This window comes from Stenotrophomonas bentonitica (assembly GCF_002887735.1).
In the GTDB taxonomy this organism is placed as follows: Bacteria; Pseudomonadota; Gammaproteobacteria; order Xanthomonadales; family Xanthomonadaceae; genus Stenotrophomonas; species Stenotrophomonas bentonitica_A.
In genome coordinates, this window is the sequence record NZ_PKQP01000005.1 from 50,373 (window position 1) to 62,835 (window position 12,463).

Consider the following 12,463-nt stretch of genomic DNA (forward strand, 5'->3'; position numbering starts at 1 on the left):
GGACCACGATGAACCTGCCACTGCACTTCGGATTGCTGGGAACGCTGGAGGCAGGGCTGATCGCGCTGTTGGTCGGACTGCTGGTGTATGCGCTGTGGCACCGGCTGTGCCGCTGGGCAGGCTGGACCGACGGGCATGCGATCGGCTGGGCCTGCGTGATCGCGGTGGTGGCTTCGGCCGGCATCGATGCGTGGAATCTCTTCTACATGGGCATGATGCGGCTGGAGTCGCCGCTGTATGCGCGGTTGTTCCTGGCCGGTATTCATGATCCAAACGAGCTGGGCTCGCGCGTGGTGCTCGAAGTGGCCGGCGCGATCGGTGGTGTTGCGTTGGGCTGGCTTGTATTCAGTTCCCGCTCAGGCGAAAAAAACAGCAACACCGCGTGAGATTGCGTTCGCATCCGGTTAAATCCGGGGCCAATGAATGGGCGCATTACCAACCGCTCACCTGCGGCTAACCACCGCGGTAATGCACCCTTTCGTGGGGGTGGTTAAGACCGCGTGCGCAAGGCGGTTGAGGCCCAATATCGATTCACAAACAGGGTGGCAGTGTGGGGCCGTGCGGAAACAACAGGCCGCGCAATACCTACCAAGGAGACCACCCCAATGACTATTCGCAACCGCAAGCCCCTGATCGCCCTGATCGTCGCCGCAGGCAGTGTGCTGGCCATTCCGGCGATGGCCCAGTCGGCACAGCAGAGTGCCGCGCAGGCGCAGAATCAGGCCGCCCAGGCACAGCAGGCGGCAGCGCAGGCCGGTGACGCAGCCGATACCGCGGCCAACGCCGCAGCGCAGGCCTCCGCGCAGGCCGGTGGTGGCGGTGGCCAGACCTGGGCCAGCGTTGATACCGACGGCAACGGCACCATCAGCAAGGCCGAGGCACAGGTGAACGCGGGTCTTGCCCAGGTGTTCGACCAGGCCGACACCAACAAGGACGGCGAGCTCTCGCCGGATGAATACAAGGCGTACGTGGCTGCCCAGCAGGGCAAGGCCGCCGATACGGGCGCCCAGCAGAGCAGGTAAGGACCGGGGACACCGGTAGCGCAGTGAGGGGGAAAGGGCGGCTTCGGCCGCCCTTTCTTTATGCGCCGCCGGGGTGGGGCCGCTGCGCCGCTGTTGGTATCCTTGGCCGATGATGACTTCCCTGCCCACGCCGCAAGGCGCTATCGGCCTGGTTGGTTTTGACGGTGATGACACGCTGTGGAAGAGCGAGGATTACTACCGCAAGGCCGAGCAGGACTACCTCGACATCCTGTCGCGCTATATCGACGTGCACGACACCCAGACCGCGCGCCACCTGCTGGAAGTGCAGCAGCGCAATCTCGGCGTGTTCGGCTATGGGGTGAAGGGCATGACCCTGTCGATGGTCGAAGCGGCCATCGAGATCACCAACCAGACCATCAGCGCGCGCGACCTGCAGCAGATGCTCGATATCGGCCATGACACCCTGCGCCATCCGGTGGAGCTGATCGATGGCGTGCGTGAGTCGGTCACCGAGATCGCCCGCGACTACCCGGTCGTGCTGATCACCAAGGGCGACCTGTTCCACCAGGAGGCCAAGATCAAGCTGGCCAACCTGCGCGACCTGTTCCCGCGCATCGAGATCGTCTCCGAGAAAGACCCGGAAACCTACGCCCGCGTGCTGGAAGAGTTCGATCTGCCGATCGAGCGCTTCGTGATGGTCGGCAATTCGCTGCGCTCGGACATCGAGCCGGTCATCACCCTGGGCGGCTGGGGCATCCACACCCCGTACGCGGTGACCTGGGCGCACGAAACCCAGCATGGCGTCGCCGACGATGAGCCGCGCATGGTCGATGCACCGACCGCCTTCGAGTGGCCGCAGGCGCTGCGCACCATCGAAGCCAAGGCGGCGCAGGCCGGATGATGCGCGCCGGGCTGCTCGCGCTGCTGTTGATGCTGCCCTGGGCGGCGGCGGCCGAGCAGACCCCGGAGAAGTCCGCCGCCTACGTGGTGGACACCGGGGATGCCTGGGTGGATACCCAACTGCAGGACATCAACCACTACGCCGAGCGCTACCCGGATAGTTTCCTGGATGAAGTATCGCGCTACGCCGGGGTCTCGCGCGGCTACATCGCCGCGCTGATGCACACCCACGGCTGGCAGGCGGGCGACATCTACTTCGCCTGTTTCTGGGCCCACGTGATCGAACGTTCCTGCCGCGAGAGCGTGCAGCAATGGTCGCGCGCGGTGCCGGAGGAGGGCGAGGCCAAGCGCTGGGAAGCCGTGGTCGCCGAGCTTCCGGTCACGCCGACCAACCTGCACTGGCGCGCGCTGCGCCATGCCATCGTCGCCAGCCACGATCACTGGGATCGCCCGGTAACCCTTGATGCCACGCTGCAGCGCCAGCTCGGCAACCGCGAGCAGCGCCAGCGTGCGGCGGCCAATCCGGAACCGGCCGCAGCGACGCGCTGACGCAATGATGCACCGCGCAGCCACGCATGGCGTGGCGCTACCCTGTCGCTCACCTTTGCTGCTGTGCAGATCGCCGCGCGCCACCGCCTCGGCGACAATGGCCGACTGCTGTCCCTCCCCGTGATCCGTTGCCGAGTACGTCATGAGCGCCGACCGTTTCGTTTCACCCGACGATATCCGCAGCCTGTTCGCCCAGGCGATGTCCACCATGTACCGCACCGAAGTGCCGCTGTACGGCACGCTGGTCGACCTGGTGGCCGAGATCAACGACGCCGTGCTGACCGCCAACCCGGCGCTGGCCGAACAGCTGGACCGCACCGACGAACGCGCCCGCCTCGACCAGGAGCGCCATGGCGCGATCCGGGTCGGCACTGCCGGGGAACTGGCGACGCTGGGACGCCTGTTCGCGCTGATGGGCATGTACCCGGTGGGGTATTACGACCTCTCGGTGGCCGGCGTGCCGGTGCATTCCACCGCCTTCCGCCCACGCACCGCGCAGGCGCTGGCGCGCAACCCGTTCCGCGTGTTCACCTCGCTGCTGCGCCTGGAGCTGATCGAGAATGTCGCGCTGCGTGAGCAGTCCGCTGCCATCCTTGCCCAGCGCCGGATCTTCACCGATGCCGCGCTGGCCCTGATCGAACAGGCAGAACGCGAGGGTGGCCTGGATGAAGCCGATGCGCGCCGCTTCGTCATCGAAGCGCTGGAGACCTTCCGCTGGCATGGCGATGCGACGGTTTCGCTCGCCACCTACCACGCGCTGCACGACGCGCACCGGCTGATCGCCGATGTGGTCAGCTTCCGCGGCCCGCACATCAACCACCTGACCCCGCGCACGCTGGACATCGACGCTGCGCAGGCCGGCATGCTTGCACGCGGCATCGATGCCAAGGCCGTGATCGAAGGCCCGCCACCGCGCCGCTGCCCGATCCTGCTGCGCCAGACCAGCTTCAAGGCGCTGCAAGAAACCGTGCAGTTCCCCTCTGGCGATGCAGGCGACGCCGGCACGCATACCGCGCGTTTCGGTGAGATCGAACAGCGCGGCCTCGCGCTGACACCCAAGGGCCGCGCGCTGTATGACCAGCTGCTTGCACAGGCGCGCGACAGCGGCGGCGCCGGCAGTACCGGCCAGGACTATCCGACGCGTCTGGCGGCGGCATTCAGCGCCTTCCCGGATGACCACGACACCCTGCGCCGCGAAGGCCTGGGCTACTACCGGTACGCCCTGACCGATGCTGGGCGCGCCACCCCGGCCGCAGTCGGCGACCTGCCGGCCGAAGCGCTGATCGCCGCTGGCCTGGCCAGCGCCGATCCGATCGTCTACGAAGATTTCCTGCCGGTCAGCGCCGCAGGCATCTTCCAGTCCAACCTGGGCGGCGACGAACAACGTGCCTATGCCGCGCATGCCAACCGCGATGCCTTCGAGCAGGCGCTGGGCATGAAGGTGGAGGACGAGTTCGCGATCTACGAGCGGCTGCAGGCCGAGTCGCTGGCGAGCCTGCGTACTGCCTGACGGAAGGTGCCGGCCAGCGGCCGGCACTACCCTTGGACGATTACGCCTTCATCGTCCCGGTATCCAGCCAGCGCTGGTGCCACGACAAGGCTTCCGGCAGCAGGTGCGGGGTGTGCTTGCCATAGCTCTCGCGGCTGGCGCGGTCGAAGTAGTCGTTCAACTGATCGCGGAAATCCGGATGCGCGCAGTTGTCGATCACCACCCGCGCCCGCTTGCGCGGGGTCAGCCCGCGCAGATCGGCCAGGCCCTGTTCGGTGACGATCACCGACACATCGTGCTCGGTGTGATCCACATGGCTGACCATCGGCACGATCGCCGAGATGCTGCCGTTCTTCGCCGTCGAAGGACTCAGGAACGCGGACAGGAAACCGTTGCGCGCGAAGTCGCCCGAGCCGCCGATACCGTTCATGATCCGGCTGCCCATCACGTGGGTCGAGTTGACGTTGCCGTACAGGTCGGCCTCGATCATCCCGTTCATGCCGATGCAGCCCAGGCGACGCACCAGCTCCGGATGGTTCGAGATTTCCTGTGTGCGCATGATGATGCGCTCGCGGTAGAAATCGATGTGTTCCTTGAAGGTCTCGTTCGCCTGCGGGCTCAGCGCGAAGCCGGTGCACGAGGCGTAGCTCAGCACGCCATCGCGCAGCAGATCGAGCATGCCGTCCTGGATCACCTCGGTGAACGCGCTCAGATCGCGGAAGCCGCTCTTGGCCAGCCCGGCCAGTACGGCGTTCGGAATGTTGCCCACGCCGCTCTGCAGCGGCAGCAGGTTGGCCGGCAGGCGGCCCTTGGCCACTTCGTGCTTGAGGAACTCGATCAGGTACTGCGCGATCTGCTCGCTGGTGGTGTCGATCGGGCTGAAGGGGCTGTTGCGGTCCGGGCCGTTGGTGCGCACCACGGCCACGATCTTGTCCGGGTCGCAGCGCAGCGCGGTCTCGCCGATGCGGTCGTTGGCGTGCACCAGCGGAATCGGCTTGCGGTGCGGCGGCAGCGCGGTGCCGTAGTAGATGTCATGCATGCCGTCCACGCCGGCCGGCTGCCATTCGTTGACCTCGACGATCACCTTCTTGGCCAGGTCCAGCCAGGTCTTGTTGTTGCCGACCGAGGTGGAGGGCACCAGCGAGCCGTCCTCGCGGATCGCCGAGACCTCGATCACCGCTGTGTCGATATCGCCGTAGAAGCCGAACCACACGTGCTGGGCGACATGGCTGAGGTGGATGTCGATGTAATCCAGCTTGCCCTCGTTGATGCGGTTGCGCGCATCCGGGTCGCTCTGGAAGGGCATGCGCATCGCGATGCCATCGGCCTTGGCCAGCGCGCCATCCAGCTCCGGCGCGGTCGAGGCACCGGTCATCAGGCTGATCTGGAAGGGCAGGCCCTGGGCGTGCACCGCCTCGATGCGCTGCGCCAGCGCGACCGGCACCGCCTTGGGGTAGCCTGAACCGGTAAAGCCGCTCATGGCGACGGTTTCACCCGGCTGGATCAGGGCGGCGGCAGCTTCGGCGGAGACAACGCGGTCACGCAGATGCGCGTTTGCAATGCGATCGACAGACATGACGACAACGTTTTTGGGGGGATCTCCATTATCGGCGATCCGCGCAGTGGCAGGGGTTCTACCTTGGTGGGATGGCGTTTTCACGCCACTGCCTCCCTGTTCAGGTATTCCACCTTCTTCTGTACCCGCAAGTATTGTTTTGCAGTGCAGCGTGCAAGTTCGTCGCCGACCCTAGAAGATCGACCTGCATCCCGACGTGGGGGAGGGAGCAGAGCCCGCTGGCAGTTCGCTGCAAGCGGGCTTTTTTATGTCTCGCCTCCGGAGTACCGGGGTGCCGATGGGGTCTCCCGTGTCGACACGCGACCGGCATAATCCCCCCATGCCGATTTCCGACCTTGCCGCGCCCGCGCGCGTCCCCGACGCCCTTGTTCCCCTGGTTGATCGCGCCTTGGCCCGCCTGGCCCTGTCGCTGACCGATGGCGGCCACTGGCCGCCCCCGGCGCCGGTACTCGACACCGTGCGCGCGCTGGCCGTCACCAGCGATTTCGCCATCGACACCCTGTGCCGCCAGCCGGCCCTGTTGTCGCATCTCACCCAGGACGGCTGCCCCCCGCTGCCGCTGCCGGAACTGGATCCACTGCAGCCCAGCGAATGGCAGCAGCGCCTGCGCCGCTATCGCACCGCCGCCTCCACCCGCCTGATCTGGCGCGACCTGACCGGGCTGGATGACGTTCCGGCCACGCTCGCCGGTGCCACCCGCCTGGCGGAGGAATGCCTGCAGCTCGCGCTTTCCGCGCTGGAGCAGGAATTCACCGGCCGCCATGGCGTGGTCCGCGCGGCCGACGGCAGCGCGCAGCAACTCGTGGTGTTCGGGCTGGGCAAGCTCGGTGGCGGCGAACTCAATTTCAGTTCGGATGTCGATCTGGTCTACGCCTACCCGCAGGGCGGTGAATCCGATGGCGCGCGCCCGCTCGCGGCCGAGGAGTATTTCGCACGCCTTGGCCAGCGTCTGGCGCGGTTGCTGGATGACACCACCGTGGATGGCTTCAGCCACCGCGTCGATCTGCGCCTGCGCCCGTTCGGCAATGCCGGGCGGGTCGCGCTGTCGTTCGCCGGCATGGACCAGTACTTCCAGCGCGAAGGCCGTGACTGGGAGCGCTATGCCTGGCTGAAGGCGCGCGCCGTCGCCGGTGATATCGCGGCGGGCGAAGCGTGGCTGCAGACGTTGCGCCCATTCGTGTACCGCCGCTATCTGGATTTCACCGCGCTTGATGGTCTGCGCGAGATGAAGGCCGCGATCACCGCCGAGGTCTCGCGCCGCGAGATGCACGATGACATCAAGCGCGGCCCCGGTGGCATCCGAGAGATCGAATTCCTCGCGCAGGCCCTGCAGCTGATCCGCGGCGGCCGCGAAGCGCCGCTGCGCGAGCGTCGCCTGCTGCACGCGCTGCCGGCGCTGGTTGCCTCCGGCCAGATGGCCGAGCAGGACGGCGCCGACCTGCTGCATGCCTACGGTTTCCTGCGTCGCCTGGAAAACCGCCTGCAGATGCTGCGCGACGCACAGACCCACGCGCTGCCTACCGACGCCACCGACCGCCTGCGCATTGCCAGTGGACTCGGTTACGACGACTGGGACGCGCTGGTCGCCGCGCTGGATGTGCAGCGCGAGCGGGTCAGCACCGAGTTCGCCGCGCTGCTCGCACCGCGCCGTGGTCAGGCAGCGCCGGATGCGCTGGCCAGCTACTGGCGTGGGCTGCCCGACAACGGCAGTGCCGAGGTGCTGGCCGAGGCCGGCTTCTTCGACGCCGGCAGCGCCGATCAATCGCTGCGTGATTTCGCGCAGAGCTCCGGGGTGAAGTCGCTGTCCGACGCCGCGCGTGCGCGCCTGGACCGCGTGCTGCCGGCGCTGCTGCACGCCGCCACGCGCTCACCGCAGCCGGATGCCGCGCTCAAGCGCGTACTCGGTCTGCTGCAGGCGATCCTGCGCCGCACCAGCTATCTCGCCCTGCTCGATGAACAACCCAGTGCATTGGCGCGCCTGGTCGACGTGCTTGCACGCAGCGCGCTGCTGGCCGAGCGTCTGGCGGCGTATCCCTTGTTGCTCGACGAGCTGCTCGATGTGCGCGTCTCCGGCCCAATGCCGGATGCGGCGGGCATGCAGGCCGAGTGCGCTGTCGCGCTGACGATCGATGATCCCGAGGCCGCGCTGCGACTGCTCAACGAGACGCGCCTGGCATTGAGCTTCCGCATGGCGATGGCCACGCTGGATGGCCGTCAGCGCGCGGTCGATACCACCCGTCAACTGGCCGAGCTTGCGCAGGCGGTGGTGGTCACGGTGCTCGCGCTGGTGCAGGCCGACATGCAGCGCCAGCACGGCGGCATTCCCGGCGGACGTTTCGCCATCATCGGTTACGGCAGCCTGGGCGGACTGGAGCTGGGCTTCGGCTCGGACCTGGATTTGGTCTTCCTGCACGATCACCCGGCCGATCAGGACAGCAGCGACGGCCCACGCCCGCTGGATCCCGGCCGTTGGTACGCGCGCCTGGCGCAGAAGGTGATGGCGATGCTCGGCGCGGTCACCGCCGCCGGCCGCCTGTACGACATCGACGTGCGGCTGCGCCCCGATGGCGGCAAAGGCGCGCTGGTGTCCTCACTGGCCAGCTACACCGAATACCAGCGCGAACGCGCCTGGACCTGGGAGCATCAGGCACTGGTGCGTGCCCGCGCCATTGCCGGCGATGACTCGCTGTTGGCCGACTTCGAACGTGTGCGCGCGCAGACGCTGGCGCGCCCGCGCGACAACGCGGTGCTCTACACCGACGTGCTCAAGATGCGGGCGCGCATGCGTGCCGAACTGGACCGCAGCGATGCCGCACGGCTCGATCTCAAGCAGGGCGTCGGTGGCATTGTCGATCTCGAATTCCTGCTGCAGACCGGCGTGCTCGACAGCGCCGTTACGCACCCGCAGGTGGTGCAACCGCGCGATACCCCCAGCCTGATCGACGCGCTGGCCGACATCGCCTGGCTGCCCGGCGGCACCCGCGACGGCCTGCACGAGGCGCATGCGGCGCTGCTGGATGTGGGCCTGGCCTGCACGCTGGACCGCCGCCCGCGCCTGGCGCCACCGACACCGGCATTGGAAGCGGCGCGCGCGATGATCACCGCGGCGAGCGATGCGGCGGGGTTGCCGTTCCAGGTGCGGATCGACGTTGTGAGCTGACGGCGGTTTGTCCGGGCATGGCCTCGCGGTGCTCTGGCACCGGTAGTGGGCGATCGGCGCCCAATGTCACACCGGGCGCGGTGCCATCTTCCATAGCAGCGCGCGGAACGGCGCCAGCAGGAACACGCCGATCATCAACTTCACCGCCAGATCGCCCAGCGCCCAGCTCACCCACGGCAGGCTGGAACCGGCGAAGGCGATGCTCCAGAAAATCGTCGTATCCAGCGTTGCGCTGCAGGTGGTCGCCACCATCGGCGCGCGCCACCAGTGCCCACGGCGCAGCCGGTCGAACACGGTGATGTCCAGCAGCTGCGCGGCGATGAAGGCGACGCACGAGGCCACCGCGATCCGCGGCGTGGCGATCCAGATCGACAGCAGTACCGCCAGCGCAAAGCCCGCCCAGGCCACCTTGCGCGCGGCCTGCGGCCCGAAGCGGCGATTGATCAGGTTGCTCACCAGGAACGCCACCGGATAGCTGAAAGCGCCCCAGGTCAGCCAATCGTTGATCGGGTACTGCACCAGCACGTTCGAGCCCAGCACCACCGCGCCCATGGCCAGCACCGCCAGCAGCAGCGAGCGCGGGGTCAACGGGGCAAAGGCAATGGCAGGACGCGCGGACATGGCGAGCCGGGGGAATAGGGGGAAGCGGCGGATTATCCGGGCTTGGCCACCCCAGGGCCAGCCCGGGCCGGTTTGCCTACCAGCGTTCGCTCAGGTTGCTGGCGGCAGCGTCGGTGGTCGGCAGGAAGGCCAAGGCCGCGCCGTCGACCGCAGTCACGGTCCAGCCGGCACCGGCCGGCGTCGGCTCGAAGGCCAGCACATCGCCGACTGCCACCGCGGGCGCGGACGTGTCGCTGCGGGCCGGCCACTGCAGTAGTGCCAGGTCGTCTGGTGCGTCGGGGTTTTTCAGCGCCACCTGGAAGCCGCCATCGGCCTGGGGCTCGATCCGCTCCACGGTCAGCGGCGGCAGCGGGCCGGCCTTTTCCGCGCGGGCGACGCGCGCCCGGCTGCGTTGGACCGATCCGTCGTGCAGCTTGCCGATCCCGGCCGAGGTCAGCCAGATCGGCGCGGTGACGACAACCAGACTCACCACCGAAGTCACGGCCACGCTGCTGGCGACCGGGTGGCGGTAGACGGAATACTGCGCCTGGGCCGGCAGGCTGGCGGCGAACAGTGCCACGACCAGTGCCGGGGCGATGACGCGCGGTGAGAGCTGTTTCATCTGATCACTCCGTTCACAGAAAGGGGAGAAGGCTACGGGCGCTACCAGCGCTCGCTGGAGTGCCCGGCGGCCGCGTCCGGCGTCGGCAGGAAGGCCAGCGCCGCACCGTCAGCGGCCGTGACGGTCCAACCCGCACCGACCTCGGTGGGCTCGAAATGCAGCACGTCGCCCACCTTGAGCGTCGCGGCCGGATTGTCCGCGCGTGCCGGCCAGTCGATCAGCGCGGTCGCATCGGGGGCGTCAGGCCGCTGCAGCGCAACGTGGAAACCCCCGTCGGGCTGGCGATCAATCTGCTGCACGGCCATCGGTGGCAGCGGCACGGCCTTGCCGGTATCAGGCTTGGTGCGCTTGGAACCTTCGCGGACGCTCTGCGACCCCTTGGCCACCAGCAACACCGGCGAGGCTGCAATGAACGAGACGGTGTAGACGCTGATCACCGCGCTCACGCCCGAGGCCTGATTGCCGTTGAGATTGCCGGCCGATGCAGGGAGCACGGTAAGCGCAGACACAGCGAGCAGGCCCGCACAGAGAAGGGATTTCGTCATGACGCAGGTCCTGGAGAGGGAAGGGGATGATGCGCTCATGGTTTCGGCGCCGCGGCGCCGTCCACCGGTACGTGGGCCACGGTGAGCTCCTGCTGCAGCGCGTGACGCTGTGCAAGGAAATCAAACACGGACTCGACGGTCACCACCGAGTAATTGCCCGAGATACGTTCGCTGGCTGGATGATCGGTCACCGCAGCATTTGGCACGAAGAAGCGCGCGCCCAGCCGCTTGGCCACACCGATATGCAACGTGCTGGGGCGATAGTCGCGCTCCTTCAGCCAGGCCTGCGCCTGAGCACGCTTGATCAGCAATGTCCCGTCGTCCTCATGCGCCAGTGCAGCGGCCAGCACCTCAAGCACCCACTGATTGGAATTCTGGTACTCGTCGCGGAACGGGTAGGCAACCACGCTGTAGCGTGGCTCATGCAGCGCACGCGCCTGGATGGCAGGCGGGGTGAGCATCGCGATCAACGCCTTGCGAACCGCCGGCGTCGGCACCCCGATGCGCAGATCGGTATGGCTGCCACTTTCGCCGATGAAGGTACTCAGTCCTTCCCGGAACAGCTCGGACTGCGGTGATTTGCAGTGGTTGAGCAGGTGCACCGCGCGCCAGTTGCCATCGGCCTCACGCAACAGGAAGGCCAGGTGGCTATGGCGCAGACCGTACTTGCTGAGGTCCTGGCCACCGCGGGCGATGATCACCACGTCCACGCTGTCCAGCGCGTCGAGTGTTTCCCCGGCGGTCAATGCCACATCGAACATCGCCGCCAACGATTGCGGGGTGGGATGACGCTCCTCGCACTGCGGTTCGGCCTGCGCGGTCAGCGCAGCGCCAAGCAGGGCGCCACACAGCAAAAGCGGGCGCAGGCGTTTGATCTGGGCAGCGAAAGGTACATCCATGTCACACAGTCTCCGGCGGCACCGGCCGCGGCCGCATCATAGCGTTGTGCAAGGACGTCAGGCCTGAATCCCCAGCCGTGCGCGCACGTCCTCGGCAACCCGCGTGGTCTCACGCAACGGTTCGATGCGGCCCTGCGTCTGCCAGTCCAGCCAGCGTGCCTGCAAGCGGCCACGTTCGCGCAGCGCGTGCTGGAAGTGCGCCAGTCGTCCCTGCGCCTGCTCGGCCAGGGCCACCGCGACCGGCATGCGCGTGGCACACGCTTCAGAGAGCAGGTTCACCGAATCCGGCGAGACCACCACGCGGTTGGCCCAGCCCAGCAGGCCGGCGTACGGATTCACGCCGTCGCCGCCGTCGCCCCAGATCACGTTCGGCACATCGGCGAATGCACTGCGCAGCGCACCGACCAGGGCCGGTGGTGTGCGTCGCGAAGTCGTGGCCAGCAGGCTGCCCCCCTCGGCGCGCAGCTGCGAAGCGAGTTGCTGGAACACCTGCACCATGTCCGGCTCGTGCCAGGGCGCGTGCGGGGTCGGCCCGCCGACCAGCAACGCAGTGCGCGGGCCGGGCAAGGCGCTGAACGCAGCGAACGCGGCACGGCCGCAGGCCAGCCAGTCATCGTTGACCGGATTGAGGCTGCCGAGCAGGGTGAGCACGTTGCTGCCGCGCAGGCGATCGTGCTCGGGCACCACCAGCAGGTCCCAGTGGCGCGGGCCCAGGCGCGGGTCGAGGATCTGCACCACCTTGGTGCCACGGCGGCGCAGTTCGCGCAGTGCCCCGGCGGCCTGGCGGCCACAGCCGACGGCCAGCTCCGGCGCTTGCGCGGCCAGTTCGGCAAAGGCCTCGCCGTAGCCGTTGGCCGCACCCGGCAACCAGCGCGGGGCCAGCCAGCGCCAGGGCGCGCGCGGGGTGAGCACCAGCGGACGATGCGCCCCCAGCTTCAATGCCGTGGCCAGGGCCACCGCCTGCCGCACATTGCCGGCACGGCCGTCAGTGATCGTCCAGGGCGGACTCCATCGTTTCACGTATGGCATTAATTCGTTTCAGTCAGGCTGGGTGTTGCAACTGTCGCGACACTCTACACTGCCAGCCTTCGCCGATCGCGCGGTCGCCCTCCCACGGTAGCCGATGCGCGAACGTTTCCC

At 67.8% G+C, this 12,463-nt stretch carries 12 protein-coding genes; 6 read left to right on the top strand and 6 right to left on the bottom strand.

Going from position 1 to position 12,463, the window contains the following annotated elements:
* The first annotated feature begins 8 nt into the window (after nucleotides 1–8).
* The 5 genes from C0R07_RS11105 (at nucleotide 9) to hglS (ending at nucleotide 3,942) form a co-directional block, all read left to right on the top strand.
* Nucleotides 9–386, top strand: coding sequence for a hypothetical protein (locus tag C0R07_RS11105; RefSeq protein ID WP_070471525.1), 378 nt, complete (start codon nucleotides 9–11; stop codon nucleotides 384–386).
* A 219-nt stretch (nucleotides 387–605) separates the two neighbouring features.
* Nucleotides 606–1,022, top strand: a complete 417-nt coding sequence (locus C0R07_RS11110; protein WP_102788921.1) for an EF-hand domain-containing protein — start codon at nucleotides 606–608, stop codon at nucleotides 1,020–1,022.
* A 109-nt stretch (nucleotides 1,023–1,131) separates the two neighbouring features.
* Nucleotides 1,132–1,884 (top strand): HAD family hydrolase, encoded by a 753-nt coding sequence (locus C0R07_RS11115; RefSeq protein WP_019185962.1) that lies wholly within the window; start codon nucleotides 1,132–1,134, stop codon nucleotides 1,882–1,884.
* Nucleotides 1,881–2,432, top strand: a complete 552-nt coding sequence (locus C0R07_RS11120) for a hypothetical protein (RefSeq protein ID WP_102788922.1) — start codon at nucleotides 1,881–1,883, stop codon at nucleotides 2,430–2,432. The genes C0R07_RS11115 and C0R07_RS11120 overlap by 4 nt, the downstream gene beginning before the upstream one ends.
* 142 nt (nucleotides 2,433–2,574) lie before the next feature.
* Entirely contained in the window at nucleotides 2,575–3,942 is a 1,368-nt protein-coding gene (gene hglS / locus C0R07_RS11125; protein WP_102788923.1) for a 2-oxoadipate dioxygenase/decarboxylase HglS, read from the top strand.
* A gap of 40 nt (nucleotides 3,943–3,982) precedes the next feature.
* Here hglS and C0R07_RS11130 read toward each other — a convergent pair whose 3' ends face one another.
* Entirely contained in the window at nucleotides 3,983–5,497 is a 1,515-nt protein-coding gene (locus C0R07_RS11130; RefSeq protein ID WP_102788924.1) for an acetyl-CoA hydrolase/transferase family protein, read from the bottom strand.
* Nucleotides 5,498–5,816: 319 nt separating this feature from the next.
* On the opposite strand from C0R07_RS11130, the gene glnE reads away from it, so the two are divergent.
* Entirely contained in the window at nucleotides 5,817–8,657 is a 2,841-nt protein-coding gene (glnE, locus tag C0R07_RS11135; protein ID WP_102788925.1) for a bifunctional [glutamate--ammonia ligase]-adenylyl-L-tyrosine phosphorylase/[glutamate--ammonia-ligase] adenylyltransferase, read from the top strand.
* Nucleotides 8,658–8,723: 66 nt separating this feature from the next.
* Here glnE and C0R07_RS11140 read toward each other — a convergent pair whose 3' ends face one another.
* The 5 genes from C0R07_RS11140 to C0R07_RS11160 form a co-directional block, all read right to left on the bottom strand.
* The gene (locus C0R07_RS11140) at nucleotides 8,724–9,278 is read right to left on the bottom strand and encodes a queuosine precursor transporter (RefSeq protein ID WP_102788926.1); all 555 of its coding nucleotides are present in this window, start codon (nucleotides 9,276–9,278) and stop codon (nucleotides 8,724–8,726) included.
* 76 nt (nucleotides 9,279–9,354) lie between these two features.
* Nucleotides 9,355–9,879, bottom strand: a complete 525-nt coding sequence (locus tag C0R07_RS11145; RefSeq protein ID WP_167390362.1) for a hypothetical protein — start codon at nucleotides 9,877–9,879, stop codon at nucleotides 9,355–9,357.
* 41 nt (nucleotides 9,880–9,920) lie between these two features.
* Entirely contained in the window at nucleotides 9,921–10,424 is a 504-nt protein-coding gene (locus tag C0R07_RS11150; RefSeq protein ID WP_146027599.1) for a hypothetical protein, read from the bottom strand.
* A gap of 35 nt (nucleotides 10,425–10,459) precedes the next feature.
* Nucleotides 10,460–11,323 (bottom strand): DUF2145 domain-containing protein, encoded by an 864-nt coding sequence (locus C0R07_RS11155; RefSeq protein WP_102788928.1) that lies wholly within the window; start codon nucleotides 11,321–11,323, stop codon nucleotides 10,460–10,462.
* Nucleotides 11,324–11,380: 57 nt separating this feature from the next.
* Entirely contained in the window at nucleotides 11,381–12,352 is a 972-nt protein-coding gene (locus C0R07_RS11160) for a mitochondrial fission ELM1 family protein (RefSeq protein WP_102788929.1), read from the bottom strand.
* Between the last annotated feature and the right edge of the window lie 111 nt (nucleotides 12,353–12,463).

Coding starts and splice junctions, on each gene's coding strand:
- C0R07_RS11105 (WP_070471525.1), top strand. CDS start 9: ATGAACCTGCCACTGCACTTCGGATTGCTGGGAACGCTGGAGGCAGGG.
- C0R07_RS11110 (WP_102788921.1), top strand. CDS start 606: ATGACTATTCGCAACCGCAAGCCCCTGATCGCCCTGATCGTCGCCGCA.
- C0R07_RS11115 (WP_019185962.1), top strand. CDS start 1,132: ATGATGACTTCCCTGCCCACGCCGCAAGGCGCTATCGGCCTGGTTGGT.
- C0R07_RS11120 (WP_102788922.1), top strand. CDS start 1,881: ATGATGCGCGCCGGGCTGCTCGCGCTGCTGTTGATGCTGCCCTGGGCG.
- hglS (WP_102788923.1), top strand. CDS start 2,575: ATGAGCGCCGACCGTTTCGTTTCACCCGACGATATCCGCAGCCTGTTC.
- C0R07_RS11130 (WP_102788924.1), bottom strand. CDS start 5,497: ATGTCTGTCGATCGCATTGCAAACGCGCATCTGCGTGACCGCGTTGTC.
- glnE (WP_102788925.1), top strand. CDS start 5,817: ATGCCGATTTCCGACCTTGCCGCGCCCGCGCGCGTCCCCGACGCCCTT.
- C0R07_RS11140 (WP_102788926.1), bottom strand. CDS start 9,278: ATGTCCGCGCGTCCTGCCATTGCCTTTGCCCCGTTGACCCCGCGCTCG.
- C0R07_RS11145 (WP_167390362.1), bottom strand. CDS start 9,879: ATGAAACAGCTCTCACCGCGCGTCATCGCCCCGGCACTGGTCGTGGCA.
- C0R07_RS11150 (WP_146027599.1), bottom strand. CDS start 10,424: ATGACGAAATCCCTTCTCTGTGCGGGCCTGCTCGCTGTGTCTGCGCTT.
- C0R07_RS11155 (WP_102788928.1), bottom strand. CDS start 11,323: ATGGATGTACCTTTCGCTGCCCAGATCAAACGCCTGCGCCCGCTTTTG.
- C0R07_RS11160 (WP_102788929.1), bottom strand. CDS start 12,352: ATGCCATACGTGAAACGATGGAGTCCGCCCTGGACGATCACTGACGGC.